Origin of the sequence: Lacinutrix venerupis (assembly GCF_003663945.1) — a bacterium.
Lineage (GTDB): Bacteria > Bacteroidota > Bacteroidia > Flavobacteriales > Flavobacteriaceae > Lacinutrix > Lacinutrix venerupis.
On record NZ_RCCH01000002.1, the window covers coordinates 358,217 to 378,160 of the forward strand.

A 19,944-nucleotide genomic window follows, 5' to 3' on the forward strand; every position below is an offset into this window, starting at 1 on the left:
TTAACTTCAGTAAGTAAAATGCAAAATATTCAAAACTACATAAATGGATCTTTCCAAAACCCTATTCAAAACAAATGGATAGATAACTATAACCCAAGTAAAGGAGAGGTTTATGGGCAAATTCCAAACTCAACAAAAGAAGATGTAGAAAATGCTTATAAGGCAGCAAAATCTGCATTTCCTAAATGGTCACAAACTAGCATAGAGGAACGAAGTAAAATACTCATAAAAATTTCAGAATTAATAGAAGAGAATCTAGATGCTTTCTCCCAAGCAGAAAGTAAAGATAATGGAAAACCAATAAGCTTAGCTAAGGCAGTAGACATCCCAAGATCTGCAAGTAATTTTAGGTTTTTTGGCAATGCTATTACTCAATTTGCTAGCGAAAGTCATGAAAGCATTGGCCAAGCAATTAATTATACTTTACGTCAACCTATTGGTGTTGTAGGTTGTATTTCGCCATGGAATCTTCCTTTGTATTTATTTACTTGGAAAATAGCTCCAGCCATTGCTGCAGGAAATTGTGTTGTTGCTAAGCCTAGCGAAGTCACACCAATGACCGCTTATTTATTGGGTGAAATTTGTAGTGAAGCTGGACTACCAAAAGGTGTTTTAAATATAGTTCACGGTTTAGGAAGCACTACAGGACAAGCAATTATAGAACATAAAGATATTAAAGCCATAAGTTTTACAGGAGGAACTGCAACTGGAGCTCATATTGCAAAAATAGCAGCTCCAATGTTTAAAAAATTATCCTTAGAATTAGGCGGAAAAAATCCAAACATCATATTTGCAGATTGCGATTATGAGGATATGCTAAACACAACTGTTCGTTCTTCGTTTGCTAATCAAGGACAAATTTGTTTATGCGGAAGTAGGATTTTTGTTGAATCTTCTATTTATGAGAAATTTAAAAAAGACTTTGTTACAAAGGTAAAAGCTTTAAAAGTTGGTCATCCAGCAGAAGCCAACACAAATATTGGCGCATTAGTATCTAAAGCACATTTAGAAAAAGTAAAGGAATATATAGATATAGCTAAAACTGAAAACGGAACCATTCTTTATGGAGGCAATAAAGTTACTGTAGAAGGTTTTGAAAACGGATACTATTTAGAACCTACAATTATAGAAGTGCCAAGTGATGAATGCCGTGTAAACCAAGAAGAAATTTTTGGACCAGTCGTTACAATAATGCCTTTTAAAACCGAAGATGAAGTATTATCAATGGCAAACAAAGTAAAGTACGGTTTATCTGCTACACTTTGGACAAACAACTTAAAACGCACTATGCGAATGAGCAACCAATTACAAGCAGGAATTGTATGGGTTAATACCTGGATGATGCGTGATTTAAGAACACCATTTGGCGGCGTAAAAGCTTCAGGTGTTGGACGAGAAGGTGGTTTTGAAGCTCTTCGATTTTTTACTGAGGCTAAGAATGTGTGTATAAAATATTAGTTTAATTAAATTTCAACTTGAAACTCTATTTTAATGCCAATTGTTACAATTAATAGAATTAGTGAACACGAAAATAGATTTAGAAAAATTCGGTTAGAAGTTAATGGTAAATTATTCGCAAAAATAAATAACAGTGAAAAACAAAAATTAGAGTTACCATATGGTAAACATTATATTCAAGCAAAAATTGATTGGTGCACATCAAATATTTTGGAAGTAGAATTAGTAGAAGATATCGACGTAAAGTTAACAAAAGGAAAAAGGTCAACTCTATATAGAACAACCTTTGGATATAAAAAATATTTATTATTACAGTTGGAAGTTAATTAAATATAGCTTCCGTTTAACATTAAAAAAGATTCCTGCCTACGCAGGAAATTATTATGGATTTACAACTAAACAACAAATACGCATTAGTTTGTGGAAGCACAGCAGGAATAGGAAAAGCTACTGCTTTGGCTTTAGCCGAAGAAGGTGCTATAATAACGCTAATTGCAAGAAACGAAGACAAGTTAAAGGCCACTTTAACACAACTACCTCAACATAGAAATCACGATTATATTGTTGCTGATTTTTCTAATCCGATGGAATTAAAAGAAAAGGTAGAAAGCTACATTAAAAACAATCATGGTTTTCATGTATTAGTAAACAATACTGGTGGTCCGGCAGGCGGACCAGTTTTTTCAGCAGAAATAGAGGAGTTTGAAACCGCTTTTACACAACATTTAAAATGCAATCACGTGTTAGCGCAAGCGGTAGTTCCGTTTATGAAAGATGAAGCATATGGAAGAATAATAAATGTAATTTCAACCTCTGTAAAACAACCTTTAGATGGACTTGGAGTTAGTAATACTATTCGTGGAGCAGTTGCAAATTGGAGTAAAACACTAGCAAATGAGCTTGGACAATTTGGTATTACTGTAAACAATGTATTACCAGGTGCAACAGGCACAGAACGGTTAACTGAAATTATTAAAAATAAATCTGCTAAATCTGGAAAAAGCGAAGAAGAATCTGCCAATGCAATGAAGAGTGCCGTGCCAGCAAAACGTTTTGCAAAACCAGAAGAATTAGCAAATGCTATAACTTTTTTAGCTAGCGAACGTGCTGCTTATATTAACGGAATTAATCTTCCTGTTGATGGCGGAAGAACAAAATCTTTGTAACTTTATAAAATTACATAACCATAAAATATAATAATTATGAGTAAATTATTTCCACCTATAAATTTTAAAGATTGGATTGAAGAAAATAGGCATCTTTTAAAACCACCTGTTGGCAACAAAGTAGTATGGAAAGATGGCGATTTTATTGTAATGGTTGTTGGTGGTCCTAATAGCAGAAAAGATTATCATTATAACGAAACACCAGAATTTTTCTATCAAGTAGAAGGTGATATTGTTTTAAAAGTAATAGACGAAGGCACGCCAAGAGATATTCATATTAAAGAAGGTGAAATGTTTTTATTACCACCTAAAGTACCACACTCACCTCAACGTGGTGCGAATACTGTAGGCTTAGTAATTGAATATCCAAGAGAAAAAGGAGTGCAGGATGCATTACTTTGGTTTTGCGAAAACTGTACAACAAAATTATACGAAGAAGATTTTACTATTAAAAATATAGAAACCGATATGCCTAAAATTTTCGATAAATATTATGGCGATCAAGAGAAACGTACATGTCCAAATTGTGGAGAAATAATGCAACCACCAAAAAAAGTAAAAATTAATGAGTAAACGCAAATTAAGAATAAACGGTCATTCGCATTTATTGCCTTATCCAGAGGAAATTCCTCAATTTATGCAAGATAAAGGTATTTTTTGGGTAGATAAAGATCGAAAATTTATGCTACAAAAAGACTGGAATCGACCAATTACAGATTCAAGTTTTTTCTTAAATGAAAAACTAGCATGGATGGAACGTTTTAAAATAGACCATGCTGTTGTTTTAAACTTATCTCAATTATATGGAAATGGTTTGCGTGTTGAAGAAATGAAACAAGCTTTACGTTTCCAAAACGACTTTAATGCCAAAGTACAACACCAAAACCCAAGTAAATTCACTTGTGGATTTGTTGTACATCCTGGATTTGTAAGAGGAGCTTGTTGGGAAATCGAACGTTGTGTAGAAGAGTTAGGTTTACAGTTATTGTGCCTACCAACACATTATATGGATACTATTGGAACTTGGCGTTGTATTTTTGATGAAGAAAACGAGCCTATTTTCGAGCTAGCCAATAAATATAATCTTGCAGTAGAAATCCATCCGTATGATGGTGAAAAGTTTATAAAACTAGAAAATACGTCTTGGCGTTTTCATTTAATTTGGATGCTGGCACAATGTGCCGATGCTTACCATTTTTTAACTTTAAATGGCTACCAAGACAAATATCCTAACATGCGAACATGTTTTGCACATGGAGGACAATTAGCACAAATAAATTTAGGCAGGCGTATTCAAGGTTTTGATGGCAGACCAGATTTATTTGAAGGAAAAAGTCATCCAAGAAAAGCCGTAGCACATAAAAATATATTTTTTGATACTTTGGTTCATGATACTGGTGGTTTAGAATTATTAATTAGAAACCAAACATCTAATCAAGTTATTATGGGATTAGACGACCCGTATCCTTTAGGAGAAATGGAAAGTGAAAAGCAAAGCTCTTATCCTGGCAAAATTTTAGATTTAGCAATGGAACGTAAAATTATTACAGAGCCACAACGAGATGCTATATGGGAAGACAATGTAATACAATGGCTTTGTGGAGACGACCAAGCTGCTAAAGACAAACTTGTAAAACGAATATTGGGATAATGAAAAAAAAAGTCTTTTTGTGACACTGTTGCGACATACATTAAATTTAAAAACATTTTCCCATTAATAATTATAGTAGTGTTACTCATTGCAATTTTAATAAAAACGCTTTATAATATTATAATACATTAATTATTTATGTATTTCTTACCAGAAAAATTAGACGAATACATTGTTTCTCATAGTCAAGAAGAACCAGAACTATTACAACAACTTACGCGAGAAACCTACCTTAAAATACTTCAACCTATAATGTTGTCTGGCCCATATCAAGGCCGCGTTTTAAGTATGATTTCTAAATTAGTTAGACCTAAAACTATTTTAGAACTTGGCACTTTTACTGGATACGCTACAATTTGTTTAGCAGAAGGCCTTCAAAAAGAAGGAGAGATACATACAATAGATATTAAAGAAGAACTTGAAGATTTTCAACGCAAGTATTTTAATAAATCTGGTTATGGCTCTCAAATTCATCAACACTTAGGAAATGCTGTAGATATTATACCAACACTGGATAAAACTTTTGACTTAGTATTTATTGATGCAGACAAACCTAATTACGTCAACTATTTTAACTTAATAATAGATAAGTTAAATTCTGGAGGTATTATACTTTCAGACAATGTTTTATGGCATGGTAAAGTAGTTGAAAAATTAAACCCAAAAGATATTTCAACAAAAGCAGTACTAGACTTTAATACACTTTTAAAAGAAGATTCCAGAATTGAAACTGTTGTTTTACCTATTCGAGACGGCTTAACAATAAGCAGAAAGCTATAATAACTATGAGCAAATTAAATATTAGAACTGTTGATGTTGTACAATACGTAACACCTTTAAGAGAAGGTGGATCTTTACCTGCAATTGTTAAAGCTAGTGATGATTTTTTATACGTCTTAAAATTTAGAGGTGCTGGTCAAGGAAAAAAAGCTTTGATTGCAGAATTTATTGGAGGTGAGTTAGCAAGAGCCATAGGATTAAAAGTTCCGGAGTTAGTATTTATGAATTTAGACGATTCATTTAGCAAAACAGAACCTGATGAAGAAATTCAAGATTTACTTAAATTTAGCGTAGGTTTAAATTTAGGATTACACTATTTAAGTGGCTCCATAACATTCGATCCTTTAGCATCTGTAGCAGATGCTAAAACAGCTTCTAAATTAGTGCTTTTAGATAGTATAATTAGTAATATTGATAGAACTGCCAAAAATCCAAATGTATTAAATTGGAATAAAGAATTATGGGTTATCGATAATGGAGCAAGTTTCTATTTTCATCATAATTGGGAAACTTGGGAAAATCATTTAAATAAAACGTTTCCTCTTATAAAAGACCACGTACTATTAAATCGTGCTACAGATTTAGACCTTGCTGCTAAAGACATTATTAATGCCTTAGACCAAGACACCATTAAAAACATTATTGATACCATTCCAGAAAACTGGTTAATAAATGAGTCTGATACCTTTACGCCAGATCAAATTAGAGCTGCCTATATAAAATATTTAAACACCAGACTCTCAAAGATTGATTCATTAGTTAAAGAAGCAAAAGATGCAAGATAAAGTTACTTTTGAATATGCAATTATTAGGCTAGTTCCTAAGGTTGAACGTGAGGAGTTTTTTAATATTGGTGTTATTTTATTTTCTAAGCGCAAAAAATTTTTAGATGCAAAATTTAAAATTAATGAAGCTAAATTAAATGCTTACTCCTGCAATTTAGATTTAGAAGCGCTAAATAGCTATTTACATTCATGGAAATTAATTAGCGACGGAAACGAATCTGCTGGTATTATTGGACAATTTGAATTATCAGATAGATTTAGATGGCTTGCAGCTACAAGAAGTACTGTTATACAGAGTTCTAAAACACATTCTGGATTAACCGAAAATCCTGAAAAAGAGCTTGAAGATATATTTAAGAAATATGTACTATGTGAAGATAGTGATAGTTAATATTTAAAAAAGCCTCTTCGTTTTAAAGAGGCTTTTAATTTTAATTAATAAAAATAAATTTTTACTGTACCGCTTGTAAAGCATCTATATTTCCATAACCAAAACTTGAGTTTTTATTAGGATAAAATTCTGCAGATTGCTTAAGTTTATTTAATACTTGCGTTCTGCTCCAACTTGGGTGTCTTGCCCACACTAAAGCTGCAATTCCTGCCGTAGTTGCAGTTGCTACAGATGAGCCTCCTGTATAACGTCTTTGGTTATTATAAAAACCTAAAACTGGTGGTGCTTTACTTGTATTATTATTACCTTCCATTATTATTGTAAAGTCTATTTTACTTCCGCTATGGCATACTTCACACCTTTCGTAATTTGGTCCATCGTCTACTCCTGTAACAGCAACAGTTTCACTCATACTTGCCGGAAAAATAACACCATAACCATTAGTAAAACTTGTAGAAGTTCCTCCTGCTGCAAATATTAATTTACCTTTACTATATGCATATTTTACAGCATCTTTTATATTACCAATAGACCAAACGTAACCAATAGACATTGAAATAATTTTTACATCGCTTCGGTTTGCAAGTTCTGTTAATGCTTGAGACACACCTTTACGTTCATGATAATCATTAAGTAAAACATCTTCTGTAGCTCTATAAGCAACTAAATTAGCATTATAAGCCACACCAACTGGCATACCATTATCGTTACGTGGTGCCGCCATTGTAGAAGCCATTGCTGTGCCATGACCACATTTGTCGTGAGGACCATCATAATTATTAGACCACCACCAATTAGAGTCTATAAAAGTTCCATATTTTTGAACAAACCTAGAATTTGTAGAATAACCATCTTTAAATCCATTACCGTTTAAAAGAGATTGAGATTGAGATACTCCTGTATCTATTAAACCAATAGTTATACCACTACCAGTACTATAATTCCAGGCCTGTGGTATGTTATGCTCACTAAAATGCCAAGATACTTGTGCATTATTTGGGTTTACAGTTGTATAATGCGAACTACTTATAGATTCTCCATTTTTACTACACCCAGAACTAGAGCGCATAGTGTTTTCTGTACCATAGTGGTTATAGCCATTAGGTTCTAAGTAACGAATACCTTCACTCTTTCTAAGTGCTTTTACGGTTTCAATATTTTCTACTTTAACATCTACTACATTAATAATTTCATGCTCAACTACATTTTCTCTATTTCGCTTATAGTTTTCTTGAGTTTCTACGAGCCTTAAAATATTATCTTTTGTTTTTAAAAGTTCTTGAGATCGGTTTTCACTATAACTTTCATTTTCATTTCCATAACCTATAGTTAAAATATTATTTCCATGAACTATTGCACTCCATAAAAAATGGTCAGATTCATTATTCCAATTAAATTCTTCTCCACTATTGATTTGAGATTCAATTTCAGCGTTAATTTGCTGAATAGTTAGTGGCTTAGATTGATCTACAACTTGTTGTTTTTCTTCTTCAAAATCACTTATAGCATCCTTTGTACAGGATGTCATGATAATGGATGCTGCTAAAAATAGTTTGAGATAATTAAATTTCATTTAATATATTTTTAATGGGTTAGATTTTAAATATATTAAATATTTCACATTTTTTTAACTTTTAAAATATGAAATTTCAAAAAAAACAATATCAAAAAAGCGAATTACATTTTTCTACTAATAGAGCCGGTAAAATCTTCGAAGTCATCTTTTACCTTTTTTAATTCATCTTCTACATCTTTAGTGATGCTTGTATCTATTCCTTGCTGCTCTGCAGTTTTCGTTATTTCACTTTTAATATCGTTACTTGCGTCTTTAAGCATACGCATGCCTTTACCAAGGCCGCGAGCAATTTCTGGGATGTTTTTAGCACCAAAAATCATAACTACTGCTAGTATAATTAATATAGCCTCTTGACCTCCAATGAATAAAAATGTTGCTAATTGTATCACGCTACAAATATAGTAAGTTGTTTTTTGTTTAAAACATTTTCAAAGTTAAAAAAGCCTTTCAAATTTATATTTTGAAAGGCTTTTTTTATAAAATTATCTACAATCATTAAATTGCAAAATCATTTGTTTTTTTATGATCACTGTTTTCGTAACGGTCGATACAATCGTTTATTATTTCGTAAGCTTCTTTTGCATCTCCCCAACGACCTACATTAACTTTCTTTTTTTCTAAATCTTTATAAACTTCAAAAAAGTGAGTGATTTCATGAATACGGTGTTGGTTTATGTCTTCCAAATCTTTTTTTGAATTCCAAATTGGATCTGAAATAGGAACACAAACAATTTTTTCATCCGGTCCTTTTTCATCTGCCATATGAAATACTCCAATAGGTTTAACCTCAACAACACATAATGGAATTGTTGGCTCATGACCTAAAACTAAAACATCTAAAGGATCTCCATCTAATGCTAAAGTTTCTGGAAAAAAACCGTAGTCTCCAGGATACATCATAGATGAAAACAACATACGATCGAAACGAATTTTCTTTAATTCGAAATCATATTCGTATTTGTTTCTACTTCCTTTAGGTATTTCAATTAAAGCATCGAAAGTTAAATTTCCTTTTGCACTCATAAATATTATATTTTATCTCCTAAATTCGTTATTAGAAAAAAGGAATTATTAATTTTTTTATTTTAAAACATGTGTTTTTTAGGGCTGCAAAAGTACAAGATTATTTAGCTTATTACAAGTAAAAAGTATTTTGATAACATTTTAGCTTTAAATGATAACTTTAAGTTTAATTAACTTTATACTTAATTGGCAAGTGTACTACTTTTTTTGTTTCATAAAACTCTTCAGAGTAAAAGTCTGAGATGTTATAAATTGTAGTTGTTTTATAATCTTTTAACTCTTCAGATAAATCTCCACCTTTTAGATATAAAATACCATTTTTTAATTCGTGATTTTGCTGTTTTGCAATTTTACCTTTTACCCAATGAACAAAAGTTGGCATAGCAGCTACTGCTCTACTTATAATAAAATCGTAAGTATCATTAATCTCTTCTACTCTGGTATGTGTTGTTTTAACATTTTCAAGACCTAAGCCTTCTACAACCTCATTAACTACTTTTAATTTTTTAGCGATACTATCTACTAAATGAAATGAACATTCCGGATACAATATTGCCAATGGTATTCCTGGAAATCCACCTCCTGTACCAACATCCATTATTTTTGTACCATCTTTAAATTCTATAACCTTTGCTATTGCTAAAGAATGTAACACATGACGTAAATACAACTCGTCTATGTCTTTTCTAGAAACAACATTAATTTTAAGATTCCAATCTTGATACAAAGCCTCAAGCTTAGTGAATTTATCAATTTGATCTACGGTTAAATTTGGGAAGTATTTTAATATAAGCTCCATAAGTTTTAAATATTATGCAAAAATAGAAATTAATCTTGGCACATTTTTATGAAATTCACTATTACTTGGCAAGCAATTATTAATTATCTTTGCGCATTAAATACGAATGGCACATTTAATGTACATGTTCTATTCAAAAATATAATTATGACAAAGCAAACAATAACTTTTTCAAGAAAAGATTCTGCTAAGTTTTTTAAAACACTAAACAAACGTGTTAATAATTACTTTAAAGAGAATGATATTAAAAAAACTGGAAATTGGAAATTATATACTAAAGCCATTATAATGTTTACTCTATTATTAGGACCTTTAGTTCTTTTATTAACTGTAAATTTACCTGTGTGGTTACAAATAATATCAATGATAGTGATTGGTATAGGTATTGCTGGAGTTGGAATGAATGTTATGCATGATGCTAATCATGGTTCGTTTTCTAGTAAAAAATGGGTTAATAGATTAATGGGTAGCAGTATACATATTTTAGCTGGTAACGATTATAATTGGAAGGTTCAACACAATGTTTTGCATCATACTTATACAAATATTGAAGGCCATGATGAAGATATAGATGCCGGTAGAATTATTCGTTTTTCTAAACATTCTCCTTGGTTAAAAATTCATAAGTACCAAAAATACTATGCCTTTTTCTTATATGGATTCTTAACTGTAAATTGGGCAATTACTACAGATTTTAAACAAACTTATGTGTATTTAAAAAGAAAATTATCTTATGGTAAATTTCCTAAACCAGCTACACAATGGACTAAACTTATAATTGGTAAAATTTTATACTATTCTATTTGGGTTGTTTTACCTTTATCTCTAGGGTATACTTGGTGGCAAGTTTTAATTGGCTTTTTAATTATGCATTATACTGCAGGAATTATTTTAAGTGTTATTTTTCAATTAGCACATGTAATGCCTAATACAGATATGCCTATTCCAGACGAGTCTGGAAATATGAAAAATACATGGGCAATACATCAATTATTTACAACCTCTAATTTTTCACCAAAAAGTTGGTTAGTAGAATTTTACACAGGTGGTTTAAATAGACAAGTAGAGCATCACTTATTTGCTCATATTAGCCATGTTCACTACAAAAATATAGCAAAAATTGTTAAAGAAACAGCTCAAGAGTTTAGCTTACCTTATAATGAGTATAATACTATTTGGAAAGCCATTGCAGAGCATTACCACCAATTAAAAGTATTAGGCCAAAAACCTAGTTTAGCTTAATAATAATTATTTGTACAACATAACATCTTTATAAATGAACCAACTTTCAGACAGAATAAATAATATGTCTACATCTGCCACTTTAGCTATGGCAGCAAAAGCAAGAGAACTTAGAGCAGAAGGCAAAGATATTATAGGATTAAGTTTAGGCGAACCAGACTTTAATACTCCAGATTTTATTAAAGATGCTGCAATACAAGCTATAAACGATAATTACAACTCTTACTCACCTGTAGATGGTTATGTAGACTTAAAAGAAGCTGTAATTACAAAATTTAAGCGTGATAATAATTTAACATATACGCTACCGCAAATAGTAGTTTCTACTGGTGCAAAACAATCTTTATACAACATTGCACAAGTAACGATTAACGATGGAGACGAGGTTATTTTACCTTGTCCATATTGGGTAAGCTATAGCGATATTGTTAAAGTTGCAGGAGGAGTTCCTGTTGAAGTAAAAACATCTATAGATACAGATTTTAAAATGACCGCCTCTCAATTAGAAGCTGCCATTACACCAAAAACAAAAATGCTATGGTTTAGCTCTCCTTGTAACCCAAGTGGATCTTTATATAGTAAAGAAGAACTAGAATCTTTAGCTGTTGTTTTAAAAAAACACCCTAATATTTACGTTGTTTCGGATGAAATCTACGAACACATAAACTATACAAGAAAACCGCACGCAAGTATGGCTGGAATAGACGGTATGTTTAATAATACCATTACTGTAAACGGTGTTTCTAAAGCATTTGCTATGACTGGTTGGAGAGTTGGTTTTATTGGCGCTCCAGATTGGATTGCTCGTGCATGTAACAAAATGCAAGGTCAAGTAACTAGTGGAACAAATTGTATTGCTCAACGCGCAGTTATTACAGCTTTAAACGCAGAACCAAGTGTTGTAAAATATATGATTGACGAGTTTAAAACGCGTCGTGATATGGTTTTAAATTTACTAGCAGATATAGAAGGTTTTAATACCAATACACCAGAAGGTGCATTTTATGTGTTTCCAAATATTTCTTATTTCTTCGGAAAAACTTTACGCGGAAAAACTATAAATAACGCTACAGACTTCTCGTTATATTTATTAGAAGAAGCTCTTGTTGCTACTGTAACTGGTGAAGCATTTGGAAATCCAGACTGTATTAGAATAAGCTATGCTGCATCTCAAGAGCAAATTAAAGAAGCTATAAAAAGAATTAAAGCTGCTTTAGCTTAGTAAGCATCGAATTATATTAAAATGAAAAAGCCTCTAAATTACTTTAGAGGCTTTTTTTATAATATATTTTTAAAAACACTATCTATTTCTCCAGAAAAACGGCGTTAATAAAATAAGTACTGTAAATAGCTCTAAACGCCCAATAAGCATTAAAAATGAAGACCACCACTTTCCTATTGGAGGTAATGCTGCATAATTATTTACAGGTCCAAAATCGCCTAAAGCCGGTCCTACATTCCCTAAACTTGAAGCCGCTAAACCTATTGCAGATTCAAAATCAATTTTCATCATTGCAAAACCTAAAGTTCCAACAATAAAAGCTAAAAGATAAAGAATAAAAAAGCCAAGAATATTAAATACAATATCACCAGAAACAGAACGCTTATTATAACGAACAGGTAATATTGCGTTAGGATGTAAAGCTCGTTTAAATTCTAAAAACCCATTTTTAATTGTTATTAAATGCCTTACCACTTTTATACCTCCAGATGTACTACCTGCAGAACCTCCTAAAAACATCATACCAAAAAAGAACACTGTTAAAAAAGGAGTCCATAATGTATAATCTGCTGTTACAAAACCTGTTGTTGTTACAATAGCTAAAACTTGAAACAAACTATGCCTAAATGCACTCTCTCCTGCTCCTAATGTTTGCGGATGCTCTATTGAAGAAAGACTCAAATCTGCATTAAAATAAATTAAAACAGCAGCAACAATTGTAAATATCGTAATAAACTTAAAGTAAAGTTTAAACTCTTCGTCTTGCACTACTTTAGATACTTTACCTTTAAAAATAAAGTAACTTAATACAAAATTTGTTCCTGCTAAAAACATAAATACAATAATAATATACTGTATTAATGGATTATCGTTCCAATAAGCAACACTAGCATTTTTTGTAGAAAATCCTCCAGTAGAAAGCGTACTCATAGAATGATTTATAGCATCAAAAAAAGACATACCCGCTACTTTTAACAAAATAGTTTCGGCTGCAGTATATCCAAAATATATTAACCATAAACGTTTTGCTGTATCTGTAATTCTTGGATGTAATTTATCGGCACTAGGGCCAGGTGCTTCGGCAGCAAATAGCTGCATACCACCAATACCCAACAAAGGTAAAATTGCTACTGCAAGAACAATAATTCCCATTCCACCAATCCAATGCGTTAAACTACGCCAGAATAAAATACCTTCTGGCACCACTTCTATATCATTTAAAATAGATGCTCCAGTAGTAGTAAAGCCAGACATTGTTTCGAAAAAAGCATCGGTAAAACTAGGAATAGCGTCGGTAAAAAAATAAGGAATAGCTCCAGACAATGCCATTACTATCCAACCAAAGGCTACAACAATATAACCTTCTCTCTTATTCATTTCCTTTTTATGGTTTCTAGTATAAACCATAGCAAAAACACCAATAAGAACCGTTATTAATCCAGATAAAAAGAGCTCCAAAGTAACTCCATCCTTATAAATAAAACTTACCAGTGAAGAGATAAGCATAAAGCCTCCATTGAAAAGGAATAGCAATCCAAAAAAATGGAATATAATTTTATAATTGAGTTTTAGACTTTTAGGCATATAGATTATAAAAATAATTTTTCAACCTCTTTTATAGATTTTGGTAAACAGCATACTACAATATAATCTCCTTCTTTAATTTTAAAATCTCCCAAAGCTATTAATCCTTTTCCATCTCTAATAACACCTCCAATAATAGCAGAACGAGGAAACTCTACATCTTTAATTTGTTGATTACAAATTTTAGATTCTCGTTTCACTCTAAATTCTAACAGCTCGGCATTCATGTTGTTAAGCTTAGTCATTGCAACAACTTCTCCTTTTCTTATGTATCTAAAAATATTATTAGCCGCCAATAATTTTTTATTTACCAAAGTATCAATACCTATAGATTGAGACAACTCAAAATAGTCCATATTTTCAACTAAAGCAATAGTTTTTTCTACACCTTTAGATTTTGCAACAAGACAAGACATAATATTGGTTTCAGAATTTCCTGTTACAGAAATAAAAGCATCCATATCGCCTATGTTTTCTTCTTCTAAAAGCTCAACGTTTCTTCCATCACCATTAATAACTAAGACTTTTTCAAGTTCGTCTGCAAGATCAAAAGCACGGTCTTTATCTTTTTCTATAAGTTTAACATTAAAACTTTTTCCACATAAATCTCTGGCAGTTTTATATCCAATTTTACTACCTCCCAGAATCATAACATCTTTAATTGTACTGTTACTTTTTCCAGTCATTTTACACAACTCCTCTCCTCCTCCAGCACAAGTAATAAAAACAGCTGTATCTTCTTCTTTAAATTGTGTATCTCCTCTTGGAATTGTTGTATACTGTGTCCCAAAACGTTGAATTGCAATAGGCACAAAGTGAATTTCCGGAAAATATTGAGCTGCTTCTTTAACAGATTTACCTACAAAAGAAGCTGTTTTATCTAAGCTTAAACTTACCATTCTAAGAGCTCCTTCTTCAAACTCATAGCTTTCATTAAAAGCAGATTGACTTAATAGTAACTGAATTTCTGAGGCCGCAAGCGATTCTGGAGAAATAAGCTCATCTATACCTAAACGCGTAAATCCAACTTCGTCTTTATGCTTAATAAATTCGGTATTAGAAATACGTGCAATAGTACGTTTAGAACCTAATTGCTTAGCCAATACACATACTGTAATATTTGTAGTCTCGGAAGCCGTTACCGCAATTACAAGATCACTATTTTCAACTCTTGCTTCTTTTAATATACTAATAGAAGTTGCATCACCTTTTAAAACTTTTATATCTAAATGGGTATCTGCATACGACAAACTCGCTCTATCACTATCTATTAATGTGATTTCTTGGGATTCGTAGGATAATAATTTTGCTAAATGAAATCCTACTTCACCAGCTCCTGCAATAATTATTTTCATTATAATTTTATATCAAAGGGACGACAAAGGTAATTAATTAATTGTTTTCATGTTTCTTAAAGGAAAAACATTGTATTATCTTTGTAAAAAAATTGATTTTGACAAAAGTAAATCCTTATAAAGACAGCGACCTAGGTAAAAAAGAACAGGTTACAAAAATGTTCGATACTATTTCTGGAGAATACGATGGCTTAAACCGTGTTATTTCCTTTGGAATTGATATTAAATGGAGAAAAAAAGTAGTCGAAATTGTAAAAGCTACCAATCCAGATACTGTTTTAGATATTGCTACAGGCACAGGTGATTTAGCAATTAATCTTGCCGAAACTAGTGCTACTAAAATTGTAGGATTAGATATTAGTAGTGGTATGCTTGAAGTTGGCAAAAATAAAATTGCTACTAAAAATCTTGGGCATAAAATTGAAATGATTATTGGAGATAGCGAAAATATGCCTTTTGAAGATAATAGTTTCGATGCTATTACTGTAGCTTTTGGTGTTCGTAATTTTGAAACATTAGAAAAAGGATTAAAAGATATTTTACGTGTATTAAAACCAGGTGGTACTTTTGTTATACTTGAAACTTCTGTTCCTACTAAGTTCCCTTTTAAACAAGGCTACAATTTTCATTCTAAAATTATATTACCAACAGTAGGAAAGTTGTTTTCTAAAGACAAAACAGCCTACAAATATTTAAGCGATAGTGCTTCGGTTTTTCCTTATGGTGAAGCATTAAACAATATTTTACGTAATATTGGGTTTATAAATGTGAACCATTTACCACAAACGTTTGGAGTGGCTACAATTTATACAGCATCAAAACAGTAACATGAGGAAATTAATTGCCCTATTTATATGCATAACAGCAAGTACAATGTGTTCTGCGCAGTTATTTACTAGAGAAAAAGTACAAAATAACCAAAACATGGATAAACAAATCTTAAGTTGGGGATACTATTTTGGAACAAATAACCTAGATTATAAATTTGATTATAACGACAATATTGGAGATATACAAACCGTAAAAACCTTTGGTTTTAATGTTGGTTTAGTTGGAGACGTTAGAGTTAACGATTACATTAATTTTAGATTGGAACCAGGTTTAGTTATTTCGGCAAGAAATTTAAATTATCCTGAAAATTATTTTGACGGCATTCCTGAAGAGGATTTAAATAGTTCAGATTTTTTAAGAGAAGTAAAATCCACATACATTTATGTACCATTATTAATGAGACTTTCTACAAAACGTCTTAATAACTTTAAACCGTTTATAACAGTTGGTATTGCTACATCTTTAAATTTATCTAGTAACGAAAAAAATCCTGAAGACAATAGTGGTGGAGAGTTTAGAACAACAAAAAGCACACAGTTTTTAGATCTTGGTTTTGGTATAGATTTTTACTTATACTGGTTTAAATTCACACCTTCAATACGAGGTGTTTTTGCGCTAAATGATGAATTAGTAAGAGATTTCGACCCAAACAGTCCTTGGACTGGCAATATTAATTCTATGAAAACACGTGGCGTATTTATTAACCTAACTTTTAGGTAATAATTTGTTTATTATTTAGCTTCTTCTAAACTCACTTAGTAAAATAGATCCTGCAGTTGCTACGTTTAAACTTTCAGTCTCTTGCAAATCGCCAAATCTTGGAATTGCAATACGCTCTGTAACTTGCTTTTCAATATTTTTAGATATACCATTAGCTTCATTTCCTAAAACAATAATACCTTCTTTAGGTAATTGTTTTTTATATACATTTTCTCCATCCATAAAAGCACCAAAAATTGGTATTTTAGTTTCTGCTAAAAACATATTTAAATCTAAATAACTAATATTCACTCTAGTAATAGAACCCATAGTTGCTTGTACAACTTTTGGATTATAGCAATCTACAGTTTCTTTACTACAAATTAATTCTTTCACTCCAAACCAATCGCATAATCGTATAATAGTACCCAAATTTCCGGGATCGCGAACACTATCTAAAGCAACAATTAAGCCTTTAGTCTCTATGTTTTTTTGTTCTGGAATTTTAAAAACTGCAAGAGCTTTATTTGGAGTGGTTAGAAAACTAATTTTCTTTAATTCGTTTTCTGTAATTAAAATTTCCTGTTCATTATTATCTACAAAAGACTCTGTAGTAAACAAATAATGTAATTGTAAAGAGGAGTTTAAAAGCTCATTAATTACTTTTATACCTTCAGCTACAAAAAAACCATCTGCAATTCTATATTTTTTCTGCTTAAGACGCGTTATTAACTTTATTTGGCTTTTTGATAGCATTTAAAAAATGTATTTTTGAATCTTAAGTGATTCGAATTAAAAATTTAAAGTTAAAATAAATCCTTTTAAAGACTATTTAGTTGAAAATACAAGATTCAAAAATACTACTTATTATTTTAATTTTTGGGTTTCTAACCGCATGTAGTTCTGTTAGGCGTGTGCCTAAAAACGAACATTTATTAACAAAAACCACAATAAAAGTAAATAATGTAAACGAAGATAGAGATGTTATAAACAATCTTATATATCAAAAACCTAATGCAAGTATTCCTTATACTAATATAAAAACAAGGCTTTACATTTACAATTTAGCAAGACCAAATTTAGACTCTATTTTAGAAGCAAAAATTGCTAACAATCCAAAACGTACACAACGACAAATAAACTTTTTATCAAAAAAACAATTTGAACAACGACGAAAAAACAAATTAGCATTTAACAATTGGCTAAAAAAAACAGGTGAAGCTCCTGTTATAATAGACGATACGCTTTCTAAAAAATCTATTAAAAGATTAGAAAGTTATTATTGGAACAATGGTTGGTTTGATGTTAAAGCAGATTTTAAAACTACTAGAAAGGATAACCAAAGAGGTACAGTAGATTACATAGTAACTACTGGTGAACCATATAAAATAGACTCCCTTTCTACTAAAATTAATACGCCAATAATAGATTCTCTTTATCAAAATGTAGTAAATCAATCTTTACTAAAAACAAACACTCAATACAAAACAAATAACGTTTTAGACGAGCGAGATCGTATTACCGAAATGCTAAGAAACTCTGGAGTATACCATTTCTCACAAGATAATATCTATTTTGAAATTGATACTATTGGAAAAACTAAAAAAGTAAATATAGATTTACAAATAAGTAACAAACAAACTAGAATACAAGATTCTGTTTTTTACGAGCCTTTTAAAATTTATAAAGTAAAAGATGTAAATATATATACTAGCAGCTCTTTCGAAAACAAAGACAAGGCCATTACAGACTCTACAACTTATAAAGGCTTTAATATCTACAGTAAAGAAAAACTACGCTACAACACTAAAATGCTAACAGATGCTGTATTTATAAAACCAAATACTCTTTTTCGCGATAAAAACAAACCGTTAACATCTAGAAGAATTAGTAATTTAAAAACTTTTAAGTATCCTAAAATAGACTATATAGTTAATGATATAGACACAACATTAACAGCTAATTTATACTTAACACCATTAAAGAAATTTGGTTTAGACTTTAGAGCAGAAGCCTCACAAAGTAACATACAAGCCATAGGTTTCTCTTTAAACCCAAGCGTATTAATGCGTAATGTTTTTAAAGGTGCCGAAACACTCGAACTTTCTGGAATAGCTTCTATTGGTGCCTCTAAAGATGGAAGAGATCCAGATGATCCATTTTTCGATATTAACGAAATTGGAGCAAATTTAAATTTAACTATTCCTAGATTATTTTCTCCTTTTAATACAGAAAAAATAATCCCAAGCTCTATGTTTCCTAGTACAAAAATTAGTTTAGCAACCACCAGCCAAACTAATGTAGGTTTAGATAAGCAAACCGTAACAGGAGTATTTAATTACAGATGGTTTCCTAACGAAAAAGTATCTAATAGTCTTGATCTTTTTAATATTCAGTATGTAAAAAACTTAAACACCGGTAATTATTTTTATGTTTATGAAAACTCATTTAACACCTTAAATGGTATTGCAATAAATTCTGGTTATATAGAAAATGGACAACAATTAACGCGCCCAGAACAAGCCAATCAATTTATTGCAGATGTTATTAATGGAACTAGTGGTGTTAGTGCAGAAGATTTTCAAACTGTAAACTCTATTAACGAAAGAAAAGAAAGACTAACCGAGGACAACCTTATTTTAGCCACAACGTTTAATTACACTAAAGACAGAAGAGATAATTTATTCGATAACGATTTCTCTATTTTTAGATTAAAATTAGAATTAGCAGGAAATGTTTTTGCTGCAACCTCGAATATTTTAGGGTTACAAAAAAACAATAACGACAAATACGAAATATTTAATGTTGCTTTTTCACAATATGTAAAAACAGAATTAGACTATGTTAAATATTGGGATTTAGGCAATAAAAATGTTGTGGCAATACGTACCTTTTTTGGTATTGCTATACCTTACGGTAATTCTACAAACATTCCTTTTTCAAAAAGTTTCTTTAGCGGTGGAGCAAACGATAATCGTGCGTGGTCTGCATATAATTTAGGACCTGGAAGCACACAATCTCTAAACGAATTTAATGAAGCCAACATGAAAATTGCTTTAAGTGCCGAAAACAGATTTAATATATTTGGAGCTTTAAATGGAGCTATATTTATTGATGCAGGAAATATTTGGAACGTTTTAGATGATGTCGAAGAGGATGCAGCAACTTTTAGCTCGTTAGATTCTATTAAAGATATAGCAATAGGCTCTGGTTTTGGTTTAAGATACGATTTTAACTTCTTTGTTTTAAGAGGAGATATAGGCTTTAAAACTTACGATCCTTCTTACGGAAATAGTAACCGTTGGTTTAACGATTATAACTTTAGAAATGCTGCATATAATATTGGTATAAACTATCCATTTTAATAGCTAAACATTAAAAA

The 19,944-nt window shown here is 31.0% G+C and carries 20 protein-coding genes; 13 read left to right on the forward strand and 7 right to left on the reverse strand.

Going from position 1 to position 19,944, the window contains the following annotated elements:
* Nucleotides 1-18: 18 nt before the first annotated feature.
* From CLV86_RS04390 to CLV86_RS04425, 8 genes are all read left to right on the forward strand, one after another.
* Complete coding sequence (locus tag CLV86_RS04390; protein ID WP_121050078.1) at nt 19-1,458, forward strand: aldehyde dehydrogenase; 1,440 nt, start codon at nt 19-21, stop codon at nt 1,456-1,458.
* Between the two features lie 33 nt (nt 1,459-1,491).
* Nucleotides 1,492-1,788 carry a hypothetical protein gene (locus CLV86_RS04395; RefSeq protein ID WP_121050081.1) on the forward strand — a complete coding sequence of 99 codons (297 nt, stop codon included), beginning with the start codon at nt 1,492-1,494 and terminating at the stop codon, nt 1,786-1,788.
* Between the two features lie 53 nt (nt 1,789-1,841).
* A complete protein-coding gene (locus tag CLV86_RS04400; protein WP_121050084.1) occupies nt 1,842-2,624 on the forward strand; it encodes an SDR family oxidoreductase in 783 nt (260 codons plus the stop codon).
* Between the two features lie 36 nt (nt 2,625-2,660).
* Nucleotides 2,661-3,197, forward strand: a complete 537-nt coding sequence (locus CLV86_RS04405; protein WP_121050087.1) for a 3-hydroxyanthranilate 3,4-dioxygenase — start codon at nt 2,661-2,663, stop codon at nt 3,195-3,197.
* Nucleotides 3,190-4,275: an amidohydrolase family protein gene (locus CLV86_RS04410; RefSeq protein WP_076734124.1), complete on the forward strand. Its 1,086-nt coding sequence runs from the start codon at nt 3,190-3,192 to the stop codon at nt 4,273-4,275. The genes CLV86_RS04405 and CLV86_RS04410 overlap by 8 nt, the downstream gene beginning before the upstream one ends.
* A gap of 138 nt (nt 4,276-4,413) precedes the next feature.
* Entirely contained in the window at nt 4,414-5,055 is a 642-nt protein-coding gene (locus CLV86_RS04415) for an O-methyltransferase (protein WP_076734125.1), read from the forward strand.
* A 5-nt stretch (nt 5,056-5,060) separates the two neighbouring features.
* Nucleotides 5,061-5,840, forward strand: coding sequence for a HipA family kinase (locus CLV86_RS04420; protein WP_121050089.1), 780 nt, complete (start codon nt 5,061-5,063; stop codon nt 5,838-5,840).
* Nucleotides 5,830-6,231 (forward strand): DUF3037 domain-containing protein, encoded by a 402-nt coding sequence (locus tag CLV86_RS04425; protein ID WP_121050092.1) that lies wholly within the window; start codon nt 5,830-5,832, stop codon nt 6,229-6,231. Before CLV86_RS04420 ends, CLV86_RS04425 begins: the two co-directional genes overlap by 11 nt.
* 61 nt (nt 6,232-6,292) lie before the next feature.
* Here CLV86_RS04425 and CLV86_RS04430 read toward each other — a convergent pair whose 3' ends face one another.
* From CLV86_RS04430 to rsmG, 4 genes are all read right to left on the reverse strand, one after another.
* Nucleotides 6,293-7,804: a S8 family peptidase gene (locus CLV86_RS04430; protein ID WP_121050095.1), complete on the reverse strand. Its 1,512-nt coding sequence runs from the start codon at nt 7,802-7,804 to the stop codon at nt 6,293-6,295.
* 104 nt (nt 7,805-7,908) lie between these two features.
* The gene (locus tag CLV86_RS04435) at nt 7,909-8,196 is read right to left on the reverse strand and encodes a Sec-independent protein translocase subunit TatA/TatB (protein ID WP_076734129.1); all 288 of its coding nucleotides are present in this window, start codon (nt 8,194-8,196) and stop codon (nt 7,909-7,911) included.
* A 106-nt stretch (nt 8,197-8,302) separates the two neighbouring features.
* Nucleotides 8,303-8,830: an inorganic diphosphatase gene (locus CLV86_RS04440; protein ID WP_121050098.1), complete on the reverse strand. Its 528-nt coding sequence runs from the start codon at nt 8,828-8,830 to the stop codon at nt 8,303-8,305.
* Between the two features lie 166 nt (nt 8,831-8,996).
* Nucleotides 8,997-9,629, reverse strand: coding sequence for a 16S rRNA (guanine(527)-N(7))-methyltransferase RsmG (gene rsmG / locus CLV86_RS04445; protein WP_121050101.1), 633 nt, complete (start codon nt 9,627-9,629; stop codon nt 8,997-8,999).
* A gap of 147 nt (nt 9,630-9,776) precedes the next feature.
* Between rsmG and CLV86_RS04450 the strand changes: the two genes are divergently transcribed.
* A complete protein-coding gene (locus tag CLV86_RS04450; RefSeq protein ID WP_076734132.1) occupies nt 9,777-10,871 on the forward strand; it encodes a fatty acid desaturase family protein in 1,095 nt (364 codons plus the stop codon).
* A 34-nt stretch (nt 10,872-10,905) separates the two neighbouring features.
* Nucleotides 10,906-12,093 (forward strand): pyridoxal phosphate-dependent aminotransferase, encoded by a 1,188-nt coding sequence (locus CLV86_RS04455; RefSeq protein WP_121050104.1) that lies wholly within the window; start codon nt 10,906-10,908, stop codon nt 12,091-12,093.
* A 78-nt stretch (nt 12,094-12,171) separates the two neighbouring features.
* On the opposite strand, the gene CLV86_RS04460 is transcribed toward CLV86_RS04455, so the two are convergent.
* Both CLV86_RS04460 and trkA read right to left on the reverse strand, forming a co-directional pair.
* Nucleotides 12,172-13,677, reverse strand: coding sequence for a TrkH family potassium uptake protein (locus CLV86_RS04460; RefSeq protein WP_121050107.1), 1,506 nt, complete (start codon nt 13,675-13,677; stop codon nt 12,172-12,174).
* A 5-nt stretch (nt 13,678-13,682) separates the two neighbouring features.
* On the reverse strand, nt 13,683-15,032 hold the full coding sequence (gene trkA / locus CLV86_RS04465; protein ID WP_076734135.1) for a Trk system potassium transporter TrkA: 1,350 nt from the start codon (nt 15,030-15,032) through the stop codon (nt 13,683-13,685).
* Between the two features lie 98 nt (nt 15,033-15,130).
* On the opposite strand from trkA, the gene ubiE reads away from it, so the two are divergent.
* Both ubiE and porT read left to right on the forward strand, forming a co-directional pair.
* Nucleotides 15,131-15,859: a bifunctional demethylmenaquinone methyltransferase/2-methoxy-6-polyprenyl-1,4-benzoquinol methylase UbiE gene (gene ubiE / locus CLV86_RS04470; RefSeq protein ID WP_121050110.1), complete on the forward strand. Its 729-nt coding sequence runs from the start codon at nt 15,131-15,133 to the stop codon at nt 15,857-15,859.
* Between the two features lies 1 nt (nt 15,860).
* The gene (gene porT / locus CLV86_RS04475) at nt 15,861-16,583 is read left to right on the forward strand and encodes a type IX secretion/gliding motility protein PorT/SprT (protein ID WP_121050113.1); all 723 of its coding nucleotides are present in this window, start codon (nt 15,861-15,863) and stop codon (nt 16,581-16,583) included.
* A gap of 15 nt (nt 16,584-16,598) precedes the next feature.
* Here the strand turns inward: porT and CLV86_RS04480 are convergent, their stop codons facing one another.
* Entirely contained in the window at nt 16,599-17,318 is a 720-nt protein-coding gene (locus tag CLV86_RS04480; protein WP_121050116.1) for a TrmH family RNA methyltransferase, read from the reverse strand.
* Between the two features lie 80 nt (nt 17,319-17,398).
* Here CLV86_RS04480 and tamL point away from each other — a divergent pair, with 80 nt between their 5' ends.
* On the forward strand, nt 17,399-19,927 hold the full coding sequence (gene tamL, locus CLV86_RS04485) for a translocation and assembly module lipoprotein TamL (RefSeq protein WP_121050119.1): 2,529 nt from the start codon (nt 17,399-17,401) through the stop codon (nt 19,925-19,927).
* The last annotated feature ends 17 nt before the right edge of the window (nt 19,928-19,944 follow it).

Bases quoted from the DNA above. Each gene is read 5' to 3' on its own strand.
- CLV86_RS04410 (WP_076734124.1), top strand. From the start codon at position 3,190: ATGAGTAAACGCAAATTAAGAATAAACGGTCATTCGCATTTATTGCCT.
- CLV86_RS04415 (WP_076734125.1), top strand. From the start codon at position 4,414: ATGTATTTCTTACCAGAAAAATTAGACGAATACATTGTTTCTCATAGT.
- CLV86_RS04425 (WP_121050092.1), top strand. From the start codon at position 5,830: ATGCAAGATAAAGTTACTTTTGAATATGCAATTATTAGGCTAGTTCCT.
- CLV86_RS04480 (WP_121050116.1), bottom strand. From the start codon at position 17,318: ATGCTATCAAAAAGCCAAATAAAGTTAATAACGCGTCTTAAGCAGAAA.
- CLV86_RS04440 (WP_121050098.1), bottom strand. From the start codon at position 8,830: ATGAGTGCAAAAGGAAATTTAACTTTCGATGCTTTAATTGAAATACCT.
- trkA (WP_076734135.1), bottom strand. From the start codon at position 15,032: ATGAAAATAATTATTGCAGGAGCTGGTGAAGTAGGATTTCATTTAGCA.
- CLV86_RS04420 (WP_121050089.1), top strand. From the start codon at position 5,061: ATGAGCAAATTAAATATTAGAACTGTTGATGTTGTACAATACGTAACA.
- CLV86_RS04405 (WP_121050087.1), top strand. From the start codon at position 2,661: ATGAGTAAATTATTTCCACCTATAAATTTTAAAGATTGGATTGAAGAA.
- CLV86_RS04400 (WP_121050084.1), top strand. From the start codon at position 1,842: ATGGATTTACAACTAAACAACAAATACGCATTAGTTTGTGGAAGCACA.
- porT (WP_121050113.1), top strand. From the start codon at position 15,861: ATGAGGAAATTAATTGCCCTATTTATATGCATAACAGCAAGTACAATG.
- rsmG (WP_121050101.1), bottom strand. From the start codon at position 9,629: ATGGAGCTTATATTAAAATACTTCCCAAATTTAACCGTAGATCAAATT.
- CLV86_RS04430 (WP_121050095.1), bottom strand. From the start codon at position 7,804: ATGAAATTTAATTATCTCAAACTATTTTTAGCAGCATCCATTATCATG.
- CLV86_RS04395 (WP_121050081.1), top strand. From the start codon at position 1,492: ATGCCAATTGTTACAATTAATAGAATTAGTGAACACGAAAATAGATTT.
- CLV86_RS04450 (WP_076734132.1), top strand. From the start codon at position 9,777: ATGACAAAGCAAACAATAACTTTTTCAAGAAAAGATTCTGCTAAGTTT.
- CLV86_RS04455 (WP_121050104.1), top strand. From the start codon at position 10,906: ATGAACCAACTTTCAGACAGAATAAATAATATGTCTACATCTGCCACT.
- CLV86_RS04390 (WP_121050078.1), top strand. From the start codon at position 19: ATGCAAAATATTCAAAACTACATAAATGGATCTTTCCAAAACCCTATT.
- CLV86_RS04460 (WP_121050107.1), bottom strand. From the start codon at position 13,677: ATGCCTAAAAGTCTAAAACTCAATTATAAAATTATATTCCATTTTTTT.